Raw genomic sequence first — 22,589 nt, forward strand, 5'->3', positions numbered from 1 at the left:
GGGTCAGACCAACCAGGCCGCGGCGTTCGGCGCCAGGCGCCCCTCGTCGAGCGGCGCGCTGGTGAGCAGCACCTCGCCCGCGGGGAGACCGACCGGTGTGTCGCCGGCGTTGAGAACGCACACGAGGCGTCCGACCGCGCGGCGGAACGCAAGGCACTGTGGCGGCGCGCCGTACCACTCGATCTCCTCGCCCGCGAACTCCGGACGCGTCTTGCGCAGCTCGATGGCCAGTCGGTACAGCGAGAGCGTGGAGTCGACGTCCTCGAGTTGATGTTCGGCGGTGAGGACATCCCAGTCCTTCGGCATGGGCAGCCAGGTGTCCTCGGTGGTGCTGAAGCCGTACGGCGGGGTGTCGCCCTGCCACGGCACCGGGATGCGGCAGCCGTCGCGGCCGCGGTTGGTGTGGCCGGACCGCTCCCACACCGGGTCCTGCAGTGCCTCCTCCGGCAGGTCGATGTTCGGCAGTCCCAGCTCGGATCCGTTGTAGAGGAACACCGTTCCCGGCAGGGCGAGTTCGACCATGACCATCGCCCGCGCCCGGTCGAGACCCACCGCCTCGGTGGTCTCGGACGCGTAGCGGGAGACCTCGCGTTCGACGTCGTGGTTCGACAGCGTCCACGTCGGGTTGCCGCGGACCGAATCCACTGCGGCGAGCGAGTTCTCGATCGCCTCGCGGATGGAGTCGGCGGTGAAGTCGGCCTCGGCCAATCGGAAGTTGAACCCGAGATGCAGTTCGTCGGGTCGGATGTACTCGGCGAAGCGCTCGTTGTCGCGCACCCAGATCTCACCGACCGTGACGGCGTCGGGATAGGAGTTCATCACCTCGCGGATCCGGCGGTGGATGGCGTGCACCCCGGGATTGTTGAACCGCGGGTCGTCGTCGTCGTTGATGAGCAGACCGGTCTGCAACTCCTCGGGCATGTCCGGCAGACCCGGTGGCTTGGCCATCCCGTGGGCGACGTCGATGCGGAAACCGTCGACGCCACGGTCGAGCCAGAACCTCAGGGTGGTGGCGAGATCCTCGAAGACCTCGTCGTTCTCCCAGTTCAGATCGGGCTGCTCGGGGGCGAAGATGTGCAGGTACCACTGGCCCGGCGTGCCGTCGGGTTCGGTGACGCGGCTCCACGCCGGCCCGCCGAAGATGCTGGGCCAGTTGTTCGGCGGCTCGCTGCCGTCCTCGCCCAGACCATCGCGGAAGATGTACCGCTCCCGGGCGGCGCTGCCGGGTTCGGAGGCCAGCGCCTCCACGAACCACCGGTGCTGATCGCTGGTGTGGTTCGGGACGAGGTCCATCGTGACCTTGATGTCGCGCGCGTGGGCCTCGGCGACCAACGCGTCGAGCGCGCCGATACCTCCGAAGAGCGGGTCGATGTCCCGGGGGTCGGAGACGTCGTAGCCGTGATCGGCCATGGGGGAGCGCATCACCGGGCTGATCCACAGGGCGTCGACGCCGAGCAGTTCGAGGTATCCCAGCTTGTCGATCACACCCGGGAGGTCACCGACCCCGTCTCCGTCGCTGTCGGAGAACGACCGTGGATAGATCTGGTAGAACACCGCCGACGCCCACCACGGCGGGATGCCCGGGTCGTCGCTGGACACCGCGTCGGGGTGCGCCGAAACGGAAACGTCAAGACCCGCAGCGACATCGGTGGCAGCGGAGTCCTCGGCGACATCGGGGGTCGCCGCGACGCCGTCGGCACCCTCGGGCGTGGGGTCGTCGATCGGGGCCTGCGGCGATTCGTCGTTCACGACTGTCATCTTGCCTCACCGCCGGTCGCGTCCCCGGCCCCGCCGCGCCCGGGCGTGGCCGCGCTCACACCGGCGTGGCGCACGGGTGCGCGGTCACGGGATCTGCGACTACAGCGGCGAGTTGACCATCGACTGGGCGGCCATCTCCATGTAGTCCACGAGCGCGCGGCGGTGCTCGTCGTCGAGGCGGTCGGCGCCGATGGAGTCGATCGCCGTGTGCATGCACCGCAGCCAGGCGTCCCGCTCGATAGGGCCGATCCGGAACGGCTGGTGGCGCATCCGCAGACGCGGATGACCGCGCTCGTCGGAGTAGGTGCGTGGGCCTCCCCAGTACTGCTCGAGGAACATCCGCAGGCGCCGCTCGGCCGGGACGAGGTCCTCCTCCGGATACAGCGGCCGCAGGATCTCGTCGCGCGCCACCTCCTCGTAGAACCGCCGGGTGAGGTCGTCGAAGGTCTGCGCACCCCCGACCGCGTCGTAGAACGTCGTTGCGCCATCGGTCACCCGACCAGTGTCCCTCATCGATACACACTGCCCTCACGCCCGGCGCCTACCTCCCCTGCGCGACACCTGATGTTCACCCATCCCCGACCCCTCTGACCTGCGTCGATGGGGGAGTGGCCGCGCCGCCGAGCGGGTGGGCCACCTAATGCAGTGCGTTCGCTGCGATTCCGTGGTGAACTGGATCGTTCCCACTTCCGGAGGTCGGATGACGCGCATGAGGAAGCAGCAGTCAGAGCGGGTGACCGCGCTTGTCTCCAGTGCGTCCGGCCGCGTCGCTGGGTCCCACGGTGGATCGGGGGCCGATGCCGCCTCCGCCCCGGCCGACGAGAACGGTGTGGCCACCACCGCGGTCTGGGGAAAACACCGGGTGCTGCTGCTCAACGCCACCTACGAACCACTCACCGCGATCTCCATTCGTCGGGCCGTCGTCCTGGTGTTGCGCGAACGGGCCGACGTGGTGCACACCGACGAGATGGGACCGGCCATCCACTCCGCCGACCTCTCCATGCCGATCCCGTCGGTCATCCGTCTGCGCACCTACGTGCGGGTGCCGTACCGGGCGAAGATCCCGATGACCCGCGCCGCTCTCATGCACCGCGATCGCTTCCGGTGCGGTTATTGCGGCGCCAAGGCGAACACCATCGATCACGTGGTGCCACGCAGTCGCGGCGGAGCGCACAACTGGGAGAACTGCGTGGCCTGCTGCGCGAACTGCAACCACAAGAAGGCCGACCGGTTGCTGTCGGAGCTCGGGTGGACACTGCGCGCCTCCCTCACCCCGCCGAAGGGCCGGCACTGGCGACTGCTCGCGACGGTCAAGGAGATCGATCCCGCCTGGTCGCGCTACATCGACGTCGGCGCCGCCTGACCTCGGTGGCGGCATGACCACGCCTTCGACTACAGCTCGTCGTACCCGAATGGGCCGCGATGGTGGAGTTCGGCTAGATTTTCCTCGAGCACGGCTCTTGCGAGCACGGCTCCTCTGGGCACAGCTCCACTGCTGAAGGGTGTTGGGATGGATGACCTCATAGTCGCGATCGGCGTTCCCGTCACGATCATCTGCATCGTGTTCGTGATCGGTTGCGTGGTGTCGATGGCGTGGGCCTTCGGCGCGAAGTACGAGAAGACGAAGCCGTACACACTCGATCAGGAGTGGACGCGCGAGCCGATGCTGCTCAGTGCGACCGACGCGGCGCCGCTGTCGGCCGTCCACCACGATCTCGGCGCCGACGAACTGATCGGAGGGTCCGCAAGTGGCAAGTGGTGAGATCAAGCCCGTCGTGACCGATCCCGACGCGTTGCCGCTCGGGGCCGTCGTGACCACCAGTGGCCGCATCTCGGCCGCCCGCATGCCCGGTTCGGCCGCTGCGACACCTCCGTTCGCGCGCGACGAGCTCGTCGCCCTCGACGAGGCGCTCTCGCACGCCACCGAGCTCGCGCGGGTCCGCTTCTCGATCTACATCGGCGACCTCGGCACCGACCCCTACGCCGGCGCGACCGCGGTGCTCCCGCAGATCCCAGAGCCCGCACACGCCGCTCTCATCGCGGTGTCGCCCAACACCCACGACATCGTGGTCGTCAGCGGCAGCGCCGTCGCCGACCGCGTCAACGACCGCGTCGCCCAGCTCGGCGTGACCGCGGCCATCGCCTCGTTCCGCAACAACGACATGGTCGACGGTCTCATCGCGGCCCTGCGCGTGATGGCCACCGCCGTCGCCCGTTCCTGACACCGCAGCCTCGGTTCCACACACGAACGCCGCGTCCCCCTCTGGGGAACGCGGCGTTCGTCGTGTGACCGGGTGACCGTCAGGCGTCGCCCGCGTCGAACGCCCGGATCCGCAGCGAGCGGGCGACCGTGTCGCGCCCCTCCAGGATCAGACGACGTAGTGCGGGCGGGCGCTCCTCGGACAGGAACTCGTCGGCCAGCGCGAGCGACTCCTCGGACACCGACCAGCCGGGGTAGAGACCGACGACGACGCTCTGGGCGACCTCGCTGGACCGACGACGCCACACATCGGGAACGGCCTCGAAGAACTTCGACACGTACGAGGCAAGAAGCTCGCCCTGTCCGGGGCGGGCGAACCCGCCGATGACGGAGCGCGCGAAGGTGTTGGAGAGCGTGTCGTCCTCCACGGCCTGCTGCCACGCCCACTGCTTCGCCTCGGCGAGCGGTCGGGCCGCTTTCGCCGTCGCGGCCTTGCGGGCGCCGGCCGAGGTGTTGTCGCGCTGCGCCTCGGCGTCGATCACCGGCGTCGATTCGGGGTCGGCGTCGATGGCGCCGGCGGTGGCCAACGCGGTCACGATGCTCCACCGCAGATCGGTGTCGACGACGAGACCACCGAGACCGTGCTCGGCCGGATCGTCGCCGTCGAGCAGTCCCTTCAGCGTCGCCACGACGTCGTCGCCGATCGATCCGGCGAGGAGAGCGCCGACGAACGCGAGCTGATGATCGGAACCGGGTTCGGCGTCGCGCGCCAGTTCCAGCAGGCGCGCACTGAACGCCGGCCATCCGGTGCTCGCGGCCCACTGCGGGTCGCTGTAGCGATCCACCGCGGTCTGTGCCTGCATCAGCACACGGGACACCACGCCGATCTCGGTCTCGGCGCCGATGCCGCGCTGCACCAACTCGACGAAGTCGCGTGCCCGCATGGTGGCGCCCCGGGTCATCTCCCACGCCGCCGACCAGACCATCGTCCGGGGGAGTGACTCGGTGATGTCGGCGATCCGCCGTGTCGCGGTCTCGAGCGAGTGTTCGTCGAGTTCGACCGTGCAATAGGTGAGATCCTCGTCGTTGACCAGGATCAGCGCGCCGCGATCGAGACCGACGAGGTCGGGCACCGCGGTGCGCTCGCCCTCGACGTCGATCTCGGCGCGGTTGACCCGCACGAGCTTTCCGTCGGCATCGTCGTCGTAGATGCCGATGGCGATGCGGTGGGTGCGGAATTCGCCCGCGCCCGGGGTGGCGCCGCCCTGCACGACCTCGAACCGGGTGAACTTCCCGGACTCGTCGATGTCGAAATCGGCACGCAGCACGTTGATGCCGGTGGTGCGCAGCCACTGATCGCCCCAGTCGGACAGATCGCGGCCGGACGACTTCTCCAACGCTCCCAACAGGTCCGAGAACGTCGCGTTGCCGAATTCGTGCGCCGCGAAGTAGTCGCGCAGACCGGCGAGGAAGTCCTCGAGACCCACGTAGGCGACGAGCTGCTTGAGCACCGACGCGCCCTTGGCGTAGGTGATGCCGTCGAAGTTGACCTCCACCGCGGCGATGTCGGGGATGTCGGCGGCGACCGGGTGGGTCGAGGGCAGCTGATCCTGACGGTAGGCCCATGACTTGTCGACCGTCGCGAAAGTGGTCCAGGCCGTGGTGTATTCGGTGGCCTCGGACTGGCAGAGGACCGACGCGAACGTCGCGAAGGACTCGTTGAGCCACAAATCGTCCCACCACGTCATGGTGACGAGGTCGCCGAACCACATGTGCGCCATCTCGTGCAGGATCGTCTCGGCACGACGTTCGTAGAGCGCCTTGGTGACCTTCGACCGGAAGACGTAGTCCTCCAGGTAGGTCACCGCTCCCGCGTTCTCCATCGCCCCCGCGTTGAACTCCGGGACGAACAGCTGGTCGTATTTCCCGAAGGCATAGGGGATCCCGAAGTTCCGGTGATAGAACTCGAAGCCCTGCTTGGTCTCGGTGAACACGCGTTCGGGGTCCATGAACTCCGACAGCGATGCGCGGCAGTAGACCCCGAGGGGGATCGTGCCGTGGTCGTCGCTGTATTCGTCGGTCCACTTCGCGTACGGGCCCGCGATGAGCGCCACGAGGTAGGTGCTGAGCAGTTCGGTGGTGACGAAGGTGTGTCTGCCGTCGGCCGCCTCCGCGGTGGCACCGTTGGAGATGACCTCCCAGTCGGTCGGGGCCGTCACCGCGATGTCGAAGGTGGCCTTGAGGTCGGGCTGGTCGAAGCAGGCGAACATGCGCTTGGCGTCGGCGGTCTCGAACTGCGAGTACAGGTAGACCGAGTCGTCGGTCGGGTCGACGAAGCGGTGCAGGCCCTCACCGGTGTTCGAGTACAGGCAGTCGGCGACCACGGTGAGCTCGTTGTGCGCGGCGAGGTCGGACAGGGAGATCCCGTCCTCCTCGGCGTAACCGGCGACGTCGATGTCGGTGCCGTTGAGCGTCGCCGACACCACCGACTTCGCGACGATGTCGATGAAGGTGGAGGACCCGGCGTCGGCGGTGAACGTCACGGTCGAGGTCGAGCGGAAGGTCTCGGTCCCGGGCTTCCCGGCGCCGTCGGTGAGGTCGAGATCGATCGTGTAGTTCTCCACGGCGATCGTCGACGATCGTCGTGCCGCGTCGTCGCGGGTCAGGTTCGGTGCACTCAAAGGGACGTCCTGTCGGGGTAGAGGCGAGGGTGCGAAGGTGTCGGTGTCGTCAACACACTTACCCCATCATCCCTCCCACCCCGGTGTGCAGGCGCGATGGTGGGGTGGGGAATGCGCGTCACCCCTCGCCGTTGACATCAGGGAGACGATCGACGCACACACCGACGTGCGCACCATCCGATGCGAGGAGTAGTCATGAGCACCACCGCAGAGCAGACCACCGAGACCTCCGGCTCCACCGGCCGCGACCGCGTCGACTTCTGGCTCGACCCGCTGTGCCCCTGGTGCTGGATCACCTCCCGATGGATTCTCGAGGTCGAGAAGGTTCGGGACATCGACGTCGAGTTCCACATCATGAGCCTCGCCGTCCTCAACGAGGGCAAGGACATCCCGGCCGACTACGCCGAGAAGCTCAAGGAGGCGTGGAAGCCCGTGCGCGTGCTGCAGGCCGCGGTCGATGCGCACGGCCACGAGGTCCTCGACCCGCTGTACACCGCCATGGGAACCCAGATCCACAACAACGGGGTTGACGACTACGAGAAGGCGATCGCCGCGTCGCTGGCCGACGCCGGACTCCCCGCCGAACTGGCGAAGGCGGCCGATTCGGGCGAGTTCGACGACGCCATCCGCACAAGCCACCACGAGGGCATGGACAAGGTCGGTGACGATGTGGGCACCCCGACCATCCACATCAACAACGTCGCGTTCTTCGGTCCGGTCCTCTCGCGTATCCCGCGCGGCGACGACGCCGGTCGGGTGTGGGACGGCGCCGTGGCGCTGGCGAGCTACCCGCACTTCTTCGAACTCAAGCGCAGCCGCGACGAGGGCCCGCAGTTCGACTGAGGCGTACGCGGCCACCGTGTGATCGGCCCCCGATGACCTGGCATGCTGTAGCGCATGCGCGTCTACCTGGGGGCCGATCACGCCGGCTTCGAACTCAAGAACCAGATCCTCGACCACCTCACCGCCGCAGGCCACGAGGTGACCGACTGCGGAGCTCACACCTACGACGCCCTGGACGACTACCCGGCGTTCTGCGTCGCCGCGGCACTCGCGACCGTCGCCGACGACGGCAGTCTCGGCATCGTGTTGGGCGGTAGTGGCAACGGTGAGCAGATCGCTGCCAACAAGGTCCCGGGTGCGCGCTGCGCCCTGGCCTGGAGCGTGGAGACCGCCCAGCTGGCCCGCCAGCACAACAACGCCCAGCTGATCGGAATCGGCGGACGGATGCACTCCACCGACGAGGCGCTCGCCATCGTCGACGCGTTCCTCGCCACACCGTGGTCGGAGGAACCGCGCCACCAGCGGCGTATCGACATCCTCGCCGACTACGAGCGGACGGGACAGGCCCCCGCCCTGCCCGCGAACTGAGAGTCGTATGCCCGAGGGCCATACGATCCACCGACTCGCGCGACTGCACCACCGCCGCTACCGCGGACAGCAACTCGCGGTGTCCAGCCCGCAGGGCCGGTTCGCCGAGGAGGCGGAGCGTCTCGACGGTCAGTGCTTCGCCCGCGCCGAGGCGTGGGGCAAACATCTTCTGCACCACTATGAGTCGGGCGACATGGTGCACATCCATCTCGGGCTCTACGGCAAGTTCTCCGATGTGAAGGCGCCCATGCCGCCGCCGGTGGGGCAGGTGCGACTGCGGATCGAGGGCGACGACCACGGTGGTGACCTGCGAGGGCCGACCGCGTGCGAGATGTTCACTCCCGAGGACCTCGACGCACTCGTCGCCCGACTCGGGCCCGACCCGCTGCGCAAGGACGCCGACCCCGACAAGGCGTTCGCGCGGATCCACAAGTCCCGTCGCGCGCTCGGCGCGATGCTGATGGACCAGAAGGTCATCGCCGGGATCGGCAACGTCTACCGCGCCGAGGTGCTGTTCCGCGCGAACGTCCATCCGATGCGACCGGGTACCGCGGTCGATCACCGTGTCTGGCAGAAGATGTGGGACGACACCGTCGAACTGATGGATGTCGGGGTGCGGCGCGGCAAGATCATCACCATCCGCTCCGAGGACGACCACGGCACTCCGGGTATGCGCGGCCGTCCGCGCAGCTACGTGTACCGCCGTCGCGGCGAGCCCTGCCGGATCTGCGGGAACACGATCCTCGGCGAGGTGATGGAGGGTCGCAACCTCTTCTGGTGCCCCTCCTGTCAGCCCGACTGAACCAGTCCCGCACCCGCACTGCCAGACAATCCTCAGAGTCCACGGACGCGAACTCTCAGGTCCTGGGTCGAGTATCGAACCCATGACCACAGTGACCGTCCTCGCCGTCGGCGGGACCGGGGAGTCCTGGGCGGACGACACGCGCACCCACCTCACCGGACTGCTGGCCGAGGTCGGCGCACACCTCGACCACCGGTTCCGGTGCCGCTGGGTGGGCTACCCGTCGAGCTACGGACCCGTGCCGCACCGCGACGGGATGAGTTTCGCCGAGTCGGTCGCCGTCGGCTCGGCGAGAATGCAGGCCGCGATGACGGCCACCGACGGCCCGGTCATGCTCATCGGGTACTCGCAGGGATGTGTGGTCATCCGCGACGCGCTGGCCCGCGCACGACGTCGGGGCCACGACCTCTCGGCGGTGCTCGGCGTCGGCCTCGTCGCCGACCCGCATCAGCCGCCGGGCGCGGTCGCCGGATGCGCGGGATTCGGGATCGCCGGCCCCGGGCCCGACCTGCCGCCGGGCATCGCGACGATGTGGATCGCCGATCCGGACGACATGATCTGCAACGCGAGCGACGACTCACTGGTGCGCGACATCGCCGACCTGACCATCGCCCTGTCGTTGCGGGACGTCGGCGCCTGGCTGCGCCGCATCGGTACGACCCTGCGCGCCAACGCCTTCCAGAACGCGGCACGCACGGCGATCCGTCCACGGCAGTGGCGTCGTGACATCACCCGGATCCGGACGGCGCTGGTCGAGATCGTGGCGTATCTGCCCGCGGTGATCATGTGGCACGGCATCACCATCGTCAACCGCCGCGGTGGGCGCCATGTCGCCTACGGGTCCGAACCGCTGGCCGGTCGCGGGGAACTCTGCGGCTGTGAGGTGCTGGCGCAGTGGATGCAGGTGCAGGCCACCTTCGCCGCCGACCGGCACATGCCGCGCAGCGCCTGAGGACTCCCGGCGTCAGAATTCATGTCCACGACATGTGGCGGCGCCCGAACTGGGTGACACTGGGCCGGTCTGTGCGTGTCGCCTGTCACCGAAGCGGAGTGCAACTGTGGATCACTACGACCTCGTCGTCATCGGATCGGGCCCGGCGGGCCAGAAGGCGGCGATCGCCGCGGCCAAGCTCGGAAAACGCGCCGCGGTGGTCGAACGCCGCGACATGGTCGGCGGGGTCTGCATCAACACCGGCACGGTGCCCTCGAAGACCATGCGCGAGGCGGTTCTCTACCTCACCGGCCTGAGCCAGCGTGAGCTCTACGGCCAGTCGTACCGGCTCAAGTCCGACATCACCGTCGCCGATCTCTCCGCCCGGACGCAGCACGTGGTGGCCAAGGAGATCGACGTCATCCAGAGTCAGCTGACGCGCAATCGCGTTGCGCTGCTGATCGGCAACGCCCGATTCACCGGACCGAACGAGATCGCCGTCGACGGCCCAGACGGGGAACGCAAGGTCGTCACCGCCGATCACGTCGTCATCGCCGTCGGCACCCGCCCCGCGCGTCCGGAGACGGTGGAGTTCGACGGCGCCACCATCGTCGACTCCGATCAGATCCTGGGGATGGACCACGTACCGCAGTCCATGGTGGTGGTGGGTGCGGGTGTGATCGGCATCGAGTACGCCTCGATGTTCGCCGCACTCGGCACGAAGGTCACAGTGGTGGAGAAGCGGCCACACATGCTCGATTTCTGCGACCGCGAGATCGTCGAGGCGTTGCAGTACCAACTCCGCGAACGCGGCGTCACCTTCCGGTTCTCGGAGTCGGTGAAGACGGTGGAGAAGCACCCTCAGGGCACGCTCACCATCCTGGAGTCGGGCAAGAAGATCCCCGCGGGCTGTGTGCTGTACTCCGCGGGCCGTCAGGGGGTGACCGACGAACTCGGGGTCGAGGAGGCCGGGCTCAGCGGCAACGACCGCGGTCGCCTGGAGGTCAACGAGTTCTTCCAGACCGAGGTCGACCACATCTATGCCGTCGGTGACGTGATCGGTTTCCCCGCGCTCGCGGCGACGTCGATGGAACAGGGACGGCGGGCCGCCTACCACGCCTTCGGCGAACCGATCGGCAACGGCACCGGCATTCAGCCCATCGGCATCTACTCGATCCCCGAGGTGAGCTACGTCGGCAAGACCGAGGAGGAGTTGACCTCCGACACCGTGCCGTTCGAGGTGGGTGTCGCGCGCTATCGCGAACTCGCCCGCGGGGCGATCATGGGCGACTCGTACGGGATGCTCAAGCTCCTCGTCCACGCCCACGATCGCACCCTGCTCGGCGTGCACGTCTTCGGCAGCAACGCCGCCGAACTCGTGCACATCGGGCAGACGGTGATGGGGTGCGGCGGGACGGTCGACTACCTCGTCGACGCGGTGTTCAACTATCCGACCCTGGCCGAGGGCTACAAGGTCGCCGCACTCGACGCCGTGAACAAGATGCGCGCGATCTCCCGGGTCACCGGTGAGGGCAACGGACACGAACTCGGGGCCCACTGACCTCGACCCGTGCCGAGGGGTGCCCGCGAACGCGACGAGGCCCGACCGTGGATCACGGTCGGGCCTCGTCGGTGGAGCGAGAGGGTCAGCTGCCCTGCACGTACTGACCGCCCACGGTGCCGCGGACGACGATCGGGGTGCCCTCGGGGAAGTTCTCGAAGGCCCACTTGCCGTTCTCGGTGCTCACGTTGATGCACCCGTGGCTGACGTTGGTCTTGCCCTGCTGGGCCACCGACCACGGCGCGGCGTGGAGGAAGATCCCGTCCCAGCTCATGCGGATCGCGTACTCGACGTAGGTGCGGTAACCACCGGGGGAGTTCACCGGGACGCCGTACGTGGAGGAGTCCATGTACATGTCGCGGTACTTCTCCTTGGTGAAGTACGTGCCGTTGGGAGTCGGGTGGTCGTTGGAGCCCATCGAGATCGGCATGGTGCGCACGACCTTGCCGTTGTGCCAGACCGTGAGCGTCTTCGACGCGTCGTCGGCGAGCGCGACCCAGCCGGTCTTGGTGGGGACCGGCGGTGCGGGTTCGGCGGGCTCGGCCGGGACCGGGGCCGGCTCGGGGGTGGCCTGCGGCGCCGGCGGGGCGGGCAGCAGGGGCTTGAGGAAGTCCGGCACGGGCACACCCGGCAGGCCGGGGATGGTCGGTGTCGGGGCGGCGGGCGCGGCCATCGCCGCGGTCGGGACCGCCACGAGCGCGATCACGACACCCATGAGCACGGTGAGCACGCGGCGCACGGTGTGGGTACGTCGGGTGGACTTGGGAGTCAGCACGAGTTCGAGACCTGTCCTTCGATCGGATACGGGTGTACTGCGCGAGACCCCACGCGCTCGTCCATGGTGACACGGACCGGGGACTGCACCCAACCCGGACTGTGTCTGATTCGTTACAAGAGTGTTGTCATGGGGCCCACGGGGCCACTGTTACCGATCGTGCCGCTGAAACAGTTGGGAGACGCGGGTCACACGAGGCGGTTCGAATCGCGTTGTCGGGGATTTCGGATCAGCCACGCACACGCGGTACAGTCGCTTCCGCACGCGGCGCCGGTGGCGATCCCATCCGGCGCGGTGTGCTCGCGGGTGTAGCTCAATGGTAGAGCCCTAGTCTTCCAAACTAGCTACGCGGGTTCGATTCCCGTCACCCGCTCCGAACCGCACACAGGCGCCGATCGCACCGCGATCCGGCGCCTGTGTCGTGTCTGCGGTCGTCGCGCGCGCACGAGGCGATTCCCGAGGTCGCACCACGGCAACGTAGTATTTGCGCTCGGTGTCTGCGAGGACTGCGAGCGACCTTCTCCGCTGTGACACCGGCGAGTCCGGGATGTGGCGCAGCTTGGTAGCGCATCCGCTTTGGGAGCGGAGGGTCGCAGGTTCGAATCCTGTCATCCCGACGACAGATGGATCCCCGGGCAAGAACCCCCGACGCGACCGCGTCCGGACGGCCCCTGGCCCGGAGAGCCCGTACCGCAGACGCCCACCACCGTCATCACACAAGGAGTCAAGTTCGTGAAGAGCACTGTCGAGCAGCTGAGCCCGACGCGCGTGAAACTCAATGTCGAGGTCCCGTTCGAGGAGCTCGAGAAGGATTTCGCCCGCGCCTACAAGTCGTTGGCCCAGCAGATCCGCATCCCCGGCTTCCGTCCGGGCAAGGCCCCCGCCAAGCTGATCGAGGCACGGGTGGGCCGCGATTCGGTGCTCGCGCAGGTCGTCAACGACGCTCTCCCGGGCAAGTACTCCGAGGCCATCGCCGAGACCGAGACCAACCCGATCGGTCAGCCCGACATCGACCTCTCCGAGCTCGAGTACGGCAAGTCGATCACCTTCACCGCCGAGGTCGACGTCCGTCCCGACATCGCCCTGCCCGACTTCGAGTCGCTGTCGGTCGAGGTCGAGCCCGTCGATGTCGACGAGGCCGCGGTCGACGAACAGTTCGACGCACTGCGCGCCCGCTTCGGCACCCTGACCGGTGTCGAGCGCCCCGCCAAGGACGGCGACTTCGTGTCGATCGATCTCGCTGCCACCGTCGACGGCGCCGAGGTCGAAGAGGCCTCCACCACCGGCCTGTCCCACGAGGTCGGTTCGGGCCAGCTCATCGACGGACTCGACGAGGCGCTCGTCGGTATGAGTGCCGGCGAGGACAAGGTCTTCACCACCACGCTCGTCGCCGGTGAGCACAGCGGCGAGGAGGCCGAGGTGACCGTCACCGTCAACTCGGTCAAGGAGCGTGAGCTGCCCGAGGCCGACGACGACTTCGCCCAGATGGCCAGCGAGTTCGACACCATCGACGAGCTGCGTGCAGACCTCACCGAGCGGGTCGGCCAGTCGAAGAAGATGGAGCAGGCGAGCGCGATCCGCGACGCCGTGCTCGAGAAGCTGCTCGACAGCGTCGAGGTCCCGCTGCCCCAGGGTGTCGTCGACGCCGAGGCCGAGAGCCAGATGCATCAGGTCGTCCACGCCTTCGATCACGACGACGACAAGGTCGCCGAGTTCCTCGCCCAGCAGGGGACCACCCGCGAGGAGTGGGAGACCGAGGCGCGCGAGGGTGCCGAGAAATCTGTCCGGTCGCAGCTGCTGCTCGACGCGATCGCCGACGCCCGCGAGACCGTCGTCGGCCAGGACGAGCTGACCCAGCAGATCATGTTCCAGGCCCAGCGGTACGGCATGGCGCCCCAGGACTTCATCGCACAGCTGCAGCAGGCCGGTCAGGTCGGCGCGATCTACGCCGACGTCCGTCGCAGCAAGGCGCTCGCCGGCGTCATCGGACTGGTGTCGGTCACCGACACCACGGGCGCGACCGTCGACACCACCGAGTTCTTCGGTGGCGGCGAGGACGCCGACGAGGCGGCCGACACTCCCGGGACCGCAGAGGTCACCGAGGGCGCCGAGGCCGACAAGGGTGACGCCCCCGAGAAAGAGTCCGAGACCAGCTAGGACCACCGACGACAGCGGCCACCGAGGTGTTCCGCTGTCAGCGAATAGGGGCGGCTCCGACGACTCGGTGCCGCCCCTGTTCGTTAGTGTCGACGAAGAGCACTCCCGCACAACGGTCTCGTGTCCGGCGCCTCGCGCGCCGACCGCCGAGATCTCTCCCGACCTCTTTCGAAAGTAGGAATCGTGACCGAGTCGAAGATCCACACGCCTGCGATGAGCTCGGGTGTCACCGCCAGCTCGGGCATGTCCGGCCTGAACCTGAGCGACTCGGTCTTCGAGCGCCTGCTGCGCGAGCGGATCATCTTCCTCGGCACCCAGGTCGACGACGACATCGCCAACCGGCTGTGCGCCCAGATCCTCCTTCTCGCCGCCGAGGACAGCACCAAGGACATCAACCTCTACATCAACTCGCCCGGCGGGTCGGTCACCGCGGGCATGGCGATCTTCGACACCATGCAGCTCGCGCAGTGTGATGTCGCGACGTACGCGATGGGTATGGCCGCCTCGATGGGCCAGTTCCTCCTCGCCGCCGGCGCCAAGGGCAAGCGTCACGCGCTGCCGCACGCGCGGATCATGATGCACCAGCCGTCGGCGGGCATCGGTGGCACCGCGGCCGACATCGCCATCCAGGCTGAGCAGTTCGCGCTGACCAAGAAAGAGATGAACCGCCTCAACGCCGAGTTCACCGGGCAGCCGCTCGAGAAGATCGAGGCCGACGCCGACCGCGACAAGTGGTTCACCGCAGAGGCGGCGAAGGAGTACGGGTTCGTCGACCACGTGATCTCGCGGGCCTGACCCACCCCGACCCGACTCCATCCACGTCACGCGCGTACCGCCGCCCAAGAACCTCGGAGAAACCATGAGCAACGTGTTCGGATCCACCCCCAGTCCCGCAGGCGTGGCAGCCGCCGGGCTGCAGAGTCGCTACATCCTGCCCTCGTTCATCGAGCACACCCCCAACGGCATGCGGGAGTACAACCCGTACGCCAAGTTGTTCGAGGAGCGCATCGTCTTCCTCGGCACGCCGATCGACGAGACGGTGTCGAACGACATCATGGCGCAGCTGCTGGTGCTCGAGTCCCAGGATCCCGACCGGGACATCACGATGTACATCAACTCACCCGGCGGCAGTGTCCCCGCGATGCTGGCGATCTACGACACCATGCAGTACGTCCACTGCGACATCGTCACGGTCTGCCTCGGTGAGGCGGCCTCGGCCGCGGCGGTCCTGCTGGCCGCGGGCACCCCGGGCAAGCGCGCAGCGCTGCCCAACGCCACGGTGCTCATCCACCAGCCGCGCACCGGTGGTTCGTACCAGGGCCAGGTGTCCGACCTGGAGATCCAGGCCGCCGAGATCGAGCGCATCCGCCGCCTTCTCGACGAGATCCTGTCCGGCCACACCAGCCAGGATTCGGACAAGATCCGCCGCGACACCGACCGCGACAACATCCTCACCGCGGCCCAGGCCAAGGAATACGGGATCATCGACGAGGTCTTCGAGTACCGCAAGAAGTCGGCGCGCCGCAGCTGATCGGGGCGACACGCCGGGCGCGCAGCGGTTGCGCCCGGCGTGGCCGCGCAAGGGTGATCCTGTACTCCTGGGATCACCGCTGAACTCGTGTTCCCCACCCGTGACGGCGTCTGCCGACGCGCGCGTGGCAAAAGTGTTTATCGGTCGAAGTTCGGTCGGTCCGCGGGTACGGTCGTCCATACTGACGCCGGGTCGGTTCGCCCGGCGCGATGCCCATCGCGCCGGTGCACAAGGAAGAGGTACAGCACACGATGGCGCGAATCGGAGATGGTGGCGATCTGCTGAAGTGCTCGTTCTGCGGAAAGAGCCAGAAGCAGGTCAAGAAGCTCATCGCGGGTCCCGGCGTGTACATCTGCGACGAGTGCATCGACCTGTGCAACGAGATCATCGAGGAGGAGCTCGCCGAGTCGAGCGACGTCAAACTCGACGAGCTGCCCAAGCCCTCGGAGATCCGCGACTTCCTCGAGAACTACGTCATCGGTCAGGACACCGCCAAGCGGACCCTGGCGGTGGCCGTCTACAACCACTACAAGCGCATTCAGGCCGGTGACCGCAAGGACTCCCGCGGCGGCGAGGCCGTGGAACTGGCGAAGTCGAACATCCTCATGCTCGGCCCCACCGGATGCGGCAAGACCTACCTGGCGCAGACCCTCGCGAAGATGCTGAACGTCCCCTTCGCCATCGCCGACGCGACCGCGCTCACCGAGGCGGGCTACGTCGGTGAGGACGTCGAGAACATCCTGCTGAAGCTGATCCAGGCCGCCGACTACGACGTGAAGCGCGCCGAGACCGGCATCATCTACATAGACGAGGTCGACAAGATCGCCCGCAAGAGCGAGAACCCGTCGATCACCCGCGACGTCAGCGGCGAGGGTGTGCAACAGGCCCTGTTGAAGATCCTCGAGGGCACGCAGGCATCGGTTCCCCCGCAGGGCGGTCGCAAGCACCCGCATCAGGAGTTCATCCAGATCGACACCACCAACGTGCTGTTCATCGTGGCCGGTGCGTTCGCAGGCCTCGAGCGCATCGTGTCGGATCGGATCGGCAAGCGCGGCATCGGTTTCGGCACCGAGGTCGCCAAGAAGAACGACGACGAGATGGTCGACGCCTTCGCGGAGGTCATGCCCGAGGACCTCATCAAGTTCGGGCTCATCCCGGAGTTCATCGGTCGTCTCCCCGTGGTGGCATCGGTGACCAACCTCGACAAGGAGTCGTTGGTCTCGATCCTCTCGACCCCGAAGAACGCGCTCGTGAAGCAGTACGTGCGCCTGTTCGACATGGACGGCGTCGAGCTCGAGTTCACCCCGGACGCCCTCGAGGCCGTGGCAGATCAGGCCATTCACCGCGGCACCGGCGCTCGTGGTCTGCGCGCCATCATGGAGGAGGTCCTCCTCCCGGTGATGTACGACATCCCCGGTCGCGATGACGTCGCCAAGGTGGTCGTCACCGGAGAAACGGTGCGCGACAACGTGTTGCCGACGATTGTGCCGCGCAAGCCGCGTCGCGACGAACGGCGCGACAAGACCGCGTAGTCTCTCGGCGTGACGCACGCCGAGAAATCAGACTTCGCCGACCTCGATCGCTACATCGCACTGCCTTGTGTGAGCGGGCTGACGATGTCGGCCGACGGCAACCGACTGGTCACCACAGTGGCCACCCTCGACGACACCTCCACGAAGTACATCAGCGCCCTCTGGGAGCTCGACCCGAGCGCAGAGCAGCCGGCCCGCAGACTCACCCGAGGTGCCGACAGTGCCACCGGACCCGCCTTCGACGGCACCGGGACGCTGTGGTTCCTCCGAAAGTCCGCCCCCGCCTCCGAGCACCAGTCCGATGGGGACCCGGTGTCGGCCCTGTGGCGTCTGCCCGCGGTCGGTGAGGCCGAGCGGGTCGCACTGCGCCCTGGTGGCGTCCAGAAGATCGTGACCGCGTGCGGCAGTGACCGGATCCTTGTCCTCGCCGATGTCCTCGCACGCACGCCGGACGCCGACGCCGAGATCCGGGAGCGTCGACGCAAGACGACCTCGTCGGCGATCCTGCACGACCGCTATCCCGTACGGCTCTGGGACGCCGACCTCGGACCGGGACGACCGCACCTGTTCGACGCCGCTCACGACGGACGTCTGGAACCGGTGATCGCGCGCCCGGGTGCGGCGCTGCGTGAGGCGAACGTGGCGATCGCACCCGACGGCGACGTCGCGGTCACCACCTGGCGGACCGGCGCACCACAGGCGGCGACGCGAACCTCCCTGGTGCGCATCGACCTACGGTCCGGGTCGCCGTCCGAGCCGGTGGCCGTGCGTTCGGATCCCGACCACGACTTCTACGCCCCGACCATCTCGCCGGACGGTACGCGGGTCGCCTACCTCTCGGAGTCGGTGACCACACCCAGCACCGCGCCGGTGATCCGCGTGGAGATCCTCGACCTCGCATCCGGTGCGATCACCGAACCGGCCGCGGACTGGGATCGATGGCCGAACTCGGTGTCGTGGTCGGCGGACGGGTCGGCACTGATCGTCACCGCCGACGACGACGGCCGCGGCCAGGTCTTCGTGGTCGACGCCACCGATCACGATGACCGGGAACCCGTTCGCCCGGTCACGTCCTCGGACCACTGCTACAGCGACGTGTGCGTACACCCCGACGGCGCAACGCTGTTCGCGCTCCGCAGCTCCGCGGCGCAACCGCCCCACGCGGTGCGCATCGACATCTCCGGCGGTGGGGTCACCCCGCTGCCCGGGCCCGCCGAACTGCCGGCCCTGCCGGGCACGGTGGAGGAACTGCGCACCCAGACCATCGACGGCACGCCACTACGGGCGTGGTTGGCGCTGCCACACGGCGCGAGCGACCAGGCGCAGGTACCGCTGCTGGTGTGGGTGCACGGCGGACCGCTGGCGTCGTGGAACGCGTGGTCGTGGCGCTGGAACCCGTGGATCGCCGTCGCGGCGGGTTATGCGGTCGTGCTGCCCGACCCGGCCCTGTCGACGGGGTACGGACAGAACTTCATCCAGCGTGGCTGGGGGAGCTGGGGGTTCGAGCCCTACACCGATCTCATGGCCGTGACCGACGCCGCCGAGGCGGACCCGCGGATCTCCGCCGAGCGATCGGCACTCATGGGCGGATCGTTCGGCGGGTACATGGCGAACTGGATCGCCGGGCACACCGATCGGTTCCGCGCCGTGGTCACCCACGCGAGCCTCTGGGCGCTCGATCAGTTCGGGCCGACCACCGACGGTGCCGACTACTGGTCGCGGGAGATGTCACCGGAGATGGCGGTGGAGAACTCACCACACCTGTACGTCGCCGACATCGTGACCCCGATGCTCGTCATCCACGGCGACAAGGACTATCGCGTGCCGGTCGGTGAGTCGTTGCGGCTCTGGTACGAGCTGCTCTCGGAATCCGGGTTGCCCGCCGCCGACGACGGGACGACGGTCCACCGGTTCCTCTACTTCCCCGACGAGAACCACTGGATCCTCAAGCCGCAGAACGCGATCATCTGGTACCGGGTGGTGCTGGCCTTCCTCGCCCAGCACGTGCGCGGCGAGACCCTCGACCTGCCCGACGTCCTGGGCGACGTCGAGATCGCCGCGCACGACCTGCTCTGAGGTGTGCGCCGACCGTGCGACGGATCGTCAGGACCGGACGATGCGGTGCGGGGCGGAGTAGACGTTCATCGACTCGCCGCGCAGGAAGCCGACCACGGTGAGGTCGAGCTCGGCGCCGAGGTGGGCGGCGAGCGACGACGGTGCCGAGACCGCCGCGATGATCGGGATCCCCGCCATCACCGACTTCTGCACCAGCTCGAACGACACCCGACTCGACAACATGGCCACGGTGTGGCGCAACGGGATCCGTCCCTCCCGCAAGGCCCAGCCGACCACCTTGTCGAGGGCGTTGTGACGCCCGACGTCTTCACGCACCACCAACAGCGTGCCGTCGGTGTCGAAGAGCGCCGCCGCATGCGTTCCGCCGGTCGCGGTGAACGTGGCCTGCGCCGCACGCAGCCGGTCCGGGAGAGCACCCAGTGCGTCGATGTCGATCGACGAGTCGTCGGCGGACAGGTCGTAGCGCGAGGTCGCACGGATGTCGTCGATGGCCGACGACCCGCACACCCCGCACGCCGAGTTCGACACGAACGCCCGCGGACGCGGCGCGATCGACACGCCGTCGGCCGGGGTCACGTCGATGACGTTGTAGGTGTTCGCCCCCGCGGCGTCCACACCGTCGCAGTACCGGATGGTCGCGATGTCGTCGACCGACCCGATGAGGCCCTCCGACAACAGGAATCCGTGCACCAGGTCGATGTCGGCACCGGGCGTGCGCATGGTGACCGTCAACGCCCGACCACCGACGCGGATCTCGAGGGGCTCCTCGACGGCGAGCGTGTCCGGTCGCGTGGCGTCGTTCTCCCCGCGGATCCGGCGTACCGGTACCCGGGTGGTGACGCGACCCATCAGGCGGCGATCAAACGCACGGTGATCCCCTTCGACACCGGCGTGTTCGACTTCACGGCCACGTGATCGAGAGGGACGAGGGGATTGGTCTCGGGGTAGTAGGCGGCGGCGTTGCCGCGCGGGGTCGAGTAGGCCACGGCGGTGAAACCGTCGACCCGCCGTTCCTCGACACCCTCAACGGTCTCGAACTCCGAGACGATCGAGACCGACTGCCCGTCGCGCAGACCGAGTTCGGCGAGGTCGTCGGAGTTGACCAGCACCACGCGACGGTTGCCCTTGATCCCCCGGTAACGGTCGTCGTGGCCGTAGATGGTGGTGTTGTACTGATCGTGGCTGCGCATCGTCTGCAGGATCAGTCGCCCGGCAGGGGTGGGCAGCCATTGCAGCGGATTCACCGTCAGAACGGCCTTGCCGCTGTCGGTGGGGAACTCGCGGTCGTCGCGCGGCGGGTGGGGGAGCAGGAACCCGTCGGGCTGACGCACCCGGGTGTTGAAGTCGGTGAAACCGGGCACCACGTTCGCGACGTGATCGCGGATCACGTCGTAGTCGTTCGCCATCGCCGACCAGTCCACGGGATGGCTTGTCCCGAGCACCTTCTCGGCCAGTTCGCAGATGATGCCGACCTCGCTGCGCAGCTCTCCGCTCGCCGGTGTCAGGGACCCGCGCGACAGGTGCACCGATCCCATCGAGTCCTCGACGGTGACCTTCTGCTTGCGGCCGGCCCGCATGTCGCGGTCGGTGCGGCCGAGGGTCGGCAGGATCAGCGCGGTCGACCCGGTGGCGAGATGCGAAGCGTTGAGCTTGGTGCTCACCTGCACGGTGAGACGACAGCGTCCGAGTGCGGCGCGGGTGACGGCGGTGTCGGGGGTGGCGGAGACGAAATTGCCGCCCATCGACATGAACATCGACACCTTTCCGTCGCGCATGGCGCGGATGGAATCGACCACGTCCCAACCGTGGTCGCGGGGGCTGGTGATCCCGAACTCGGCATCGACCGCGGCGAGGAAGGCCTCGTCCATCTGCTCCCAGATCCCCATGGTCCGGTCACCCTGCACGTTGGAGTGTCCGCGCACCGGGCAGACGCCGGCGCCGGGCTTACCGATCATGCCGCGCAGCAGAAGCGTGTTGGTCACCTCCTCGATGGTCGCAACGGCGTGGGCGTGCTGGGTCAACCCCATGGCCCAGCAGACGATGATGCGCTCCGATGAGGCCCACCGATCGGCGAACTCCTCGATCTGACGCAGCGACAACCCGGTGGCGGCGACGATCTCGTCCATGTCGGTGTGGGCGAGGGTCGCGACGTAGTCGTCGACACCCGAGCAGTAGGTGTCGAGGAACTCGGTGTCGAAGACCGTTCCCGGTGCGGCCTTCTCGGCGCGGTGGAGAAGTGTCGCGAGCCCGCGGAACAGGGCCATGTCGCCGCCGAGACGGATCTGGAGGAACTCGTCGGCCATGGTGGTGCCGGAACCGACGACACCGTTGACGCGCTGCGGATCCTTGAACCGCATCAACCCGGCCTCGGGCAGCGGGTTGACCGCGACGATCTTCGCGCCCTTCCGCTTGGCCGCGTCGAGGATCGACAGCATCCGTGGATGGTTGGTGCCCGGGTTCTGTCCGGCGATGACGATGAGGTCGGCGTTCTCGACATCGAGCACCGACACCGACCCCTTGCCGATGCCGATGGTGGTCGACAGCGCGTGGCCCGACGACTCGTGGCACATGTTGGAACAGTCCGGCAGGTTGTTGGTCCCGAGGCTGCGGGCGAGCAGCTGGTAGGTGAACGCGGCCTCGTTGCTGGTGCGGCCCGAGGTGTAAAACACCGACTCGTCGGGGGAGGACTGCGCGGCGAGTTCGTCGGCGATGAGGGCGTAGGCGTCGTCCCAGTCGATCGGCCGGTAGTGGGTGTCGCCCTCGCGCAGCACCATCGGATGGGTGAGACGGCCCTGCTGCGACAGCCAGTACTCCGTGCGATCGCGTAGCGACTCCACGCTGTGCGCGGCGAAGAACTCCGGTGTCACCGTGCGCCGGGTCGCCTCCTCGGCCACCGCCTTCGCGCCGTTCTCGCAGAACTCGGCGTGCTTGCGTCCGCCCGGCTTCTCCGGCCAGGCGCATCCCGGGCAGTCGAATCCGTCGCGCTGGTTGAGCTCGAGCAGGGTGCGTGCGGTGCGCAGCGGACCCATCTGGGTGAGTCCGCGCTGCATCGACACCGCCACCGCGGGCACACCGGCGGCGTAGGACTTGCGGTGTCCGACCCGGGTGGTCGTCGGCTCGTCGACGTCGGTCTCGGTCGCCTCTACGGCGCCGGTGGGATCGGATTCGATGGAAGTCATTCCTCCATAGTGGCCCCGAGCACGGGGTGCGTCAC

19 protein-coding genes and 2 tRNA genes are annotated in these 22,589 nt (G+C 68.0%); 15 read left to right on the forward strand and 6 right to left on the reverse strand.

What is annotated here, in order from left to right; translation table 11 throughout:
- Window positions 1-3 precede the first annotated feature (3 nt).
- On the reverse strand, window positions 4-1,758 hold the full coding sequence (locus ACLBW1_RS17265) for a glycoside hydrolase family 13 protein (protein ID WP_447813060.1): 1,755 nt from the start codon (window positions 1,756-1,758) through the stop codon (window positions 4-6).
- A gap of 99 nt (window positions 1,759-1,857) precedes the next feature.
- A complete protein-coding gene (locus ACLBW1_RS17270) occupies window positions 1,858-2,253 on the reverse strand; it encodes a globin (RefSeq protein WP_447813061.1) in 396 nt (131 codons plus the stop codon).
- Window positions 2,254-2,467: 214 nt separating this feature from the next.
- On the opposite strand from ACLBW1_RS17270, the gene ACLBW1_RS17275 reads away from it, so the two are divergent.
- The 3 genes from ACLBW1_RS17275 (at window position 2,468) to ACLBW1_RS17285 (ending at window position 3,980) form a co-directional block, all read left to right on the forward strand.
- A complete protein-coding gene (locus ACLBW1_RS17275; RefSeq protein ID WP_447813062.1) occupies window positions 2,468-3,121 on the forward strand; it encodes an HNH endonuclease in 654 nt (217 codons plus the stop codon).
- A gap of 147 nt (window positions 3,122-3,268) precedes the next feature.
- A complete protein-coding gene (gene ctaJ, locus ACLBW1_RS17280; RefSeq protein WP_447813063.1) occupies window positions 3,269-3,520 on the forward strand; it encodes an aa3-type cytochrome oxidase subunit CtaJ in 252 nt (83 codons plus the stop codon).
- Entirely contained in the window at window positions 3,507-3,980 is a 474-nt protein-coding gene (locus ACLBW1_RS17285; RefSeq protein ID WP_447813064.1) for a DUF5130 family protein, read from the forward strand. The genes ctaJ and ACLBW1_RS17285 overlap by 14 nt, the downstream gene beginning before the upstream one ends.
- A gap of 79 nt (window positions 3,981-4,059) precedes the next feature.
- Here ACLBW1_RS17285 and pepN read toward each other — a convergent pair whose 3' ends face one another.
- Window positions 4,060-6,639 carry an aminopeptidase N gene (pepN, locus tag ACLBW1_RS17290; protein ID WP_447813065.1) on the reverse strand — a complete coding sequence of 860 codons (2,580 nt, stop codon included), beginning with the start codon at window positions 6,637-6,639 and terminating at the stop codon, window positions 4,060-4,062.
- A 195-nt stretch (window positions 6,640-6,834) separates the two neighbouring features.
- On the opposite strand from pepN, the gene ACLBW1_RS17295 reads away from it, so the two are divergent.
- From ACLBW1_RS17295 to sthA, 5 genes are all read left to right on the forward strand, one after another.
- Window positions 6,835-7,482 (forward strand): DsbA family oxidoreductase, encoded by a 648-nt coding sequence (locus ACLBW1_RS17295; RefSeq protein WP_447813066.1) that lies wholly within the window; start codon window positions 6,835-6,837, stop codon window positions 7,480-7,482.
- Window positions 7,483-7,536: 54 nt separating this feature from the next.
- On the forward strand, window positions 7,537-8,010 hold the full coding sequence (locus ACLBW1_RS17300; RefSeq protein ID WP_447813067.1) for a ribose-5-phosphate isomerase: 474 nt from the start codon (window positions 7,537-7,539) through the stop codon (window positions 8,008-8,010).
- 7 nt (window positions 8,011-8,017) lie between these two features.
- Entirely contained in the window at window positions 8,018-8,812 is a 795-nt protein-coding gene (locus ACLBW1_RS17305; protein WP_447813068.1) for an Fpg/Nei family DNA glycosylase, read from the forward strand.
- An 82-nt stretch (window positions 8,813-8,894) separates the two neighbouring features.
- Complete coding sequence (locus tag ACLBW1_RS17310; RefSeq protein ID WP_447813069.1) at window positions 8,895-9,764, forward strand: PE-PPE domain-containing protein; 870 nt, start codon at window positions 8,895-8,897, stop codon at window positions 9,762-9,764.
- Between the two features lie 106 nt (window positions 9,765-9,870).
- A complete protein-coding gene (gene sthA, locus ACLBW1_RS17315) occupies window positions 9,871-11,304 on the forward strand; it encodes a Si-specific NAD(P)(+) transhydrogenase (protein WP_447813070.1) in 1,434 nt (477 codons plus the stop codon).
- A gap of 85 nt (window positions 11,305-11,389) precedes the next feature.
- Here sthA and ACLBW1_RS17320 read toward each other — a convergent pair whose 3' ends face one another.
- On the reverse strand, window positions 11,390-12,079 hold the full coding sequence (locus ACLBW1_RS17320) for a L,D-transpeptidase (RefSeq protein ID WP_447813071.1): 690 nt from the start codon (window positions 12,077-12,079) through the stop codon (window positions 11,390-11,392).
- 302 nt (window positions 12,080-12,381) lie between these two features.
- Between ACLBW1_RS17320 and ACLBW1_RS17325 the strand changes: the two genes are divergently transcribed.
- From ACLBW1_RS17325 to ACLBW1_RS17355, 7 genes are all read left to right on the forward strand, one after another.
- A tRNA-Gly gene (locus ACLBW1_RS17325) sits at window positions 12,382-12,452 on the forward strand.
- Window positions 12,453-12,622: 170 nt separating this feature from the next.
- Window positions 12,623-12,696: transfer RNA gene (locus tag ACLBW1_RS17330), tRNA-Pro, on the forward strand.
- Between the two features lie 115 nt (window positions 12,697-12,811).
- A complete protein-coding gene (gene tig, locus ACLBW1_RS17335; protein ID WP_447813072.1) occupies window positions 12,812-14,236 on the forward strand; it encodes a trigger factor in 1,425 nt (474 codons plus the stop codon).
- Window positions 14,237-14,419: 183 nt separating this feature from the next.
- Entirely contained in the window at window positions 14,420-15,031 is a 612-nt protein-coding gene (locus tag ACLBW1_RS17340) for an ATP-dependent Clp protease proteolytic subunit (protein WP_045822382.1), read from the forward strand.
- A gap of 64 nt (window positions 15,032-15,095) precedes the next feature.
- Complete coding sequence (locus tag ACLBW1_RS17345) at window positions 15,096-15,767, forward strand: ATP-dependent Clp protease proteolytic subunit (protein WP_434218068.1); 672 nt, start codon at window positions 15,096-15,098, stop codon at window positions 15,765-15,767.
- A gap of 251 nt (window positions 15,768-16,018) precedes the next feature.
- On the forward strand, window positions 16,019-17,299 hold the full coding sequence (gene clpX, locus ACLBW1_RS17350; protein ID WP_447813596.1) for an ATP-dependent Clp protease ATP-binding subunit ClpX: 1,281 nt from the start codon (window positions 16,019-16,021) through the stop codon (window positions 17,297-17,299).
- 84 nt (window positions 17,300-17,383) lie between these two features.
- On the forward strand, window positions 17,384-19,375 hold the full coding sequence (locus ACLBW1_RS17355; RefSeq protein ID WP_447813597.1) for a S9 family peptidase: 1,992 nt from the start codon (window positions 17,384-17,386) through the stop codon (window positions 19,373-19,375).
- Window positions 19,376-19,402: 27 nt separating this feature from the next.
- Here ACLBW1_RS17355 and fdhD read toward each other — a convergent pair whose 3' ends face one another.
- Window positions 19,403-20,224 carry a formate dehydrogenase accessory sulfurtransferase FdhD gene (fdhD, locus tag ACLBW1_RS17360; RefSeq protein ID WP_447813073.1) on the reverse strand — a complete coding sequence of 274 codons (822 nt, stop codon included), beginning with the start codon at window positions 20,222-20,224 and terminating at the stop codon, window positions 19,403-19,405.
- Window positions 20,224-22,554, reverse strand: a complete 2,331-nt coding sequence (locus ACLBW1_RS17365) for an FdhF/YdeP family oxidoreductase (protein WP_447813074.1) — start codon at window positions 22,552-22,554, stop codon at window positions 20,224-20,226. The genes fdhD and ACLBW1_RS17365 overlap by 1 nt, the downstream gene beginning before the upstream one ends.
- Window positions 22,555-22,589: the final 35 nt, after the last annotated feature.

This window comes from Williamsia sp. M5A3_1d (genome assembly GCF_053345315.1).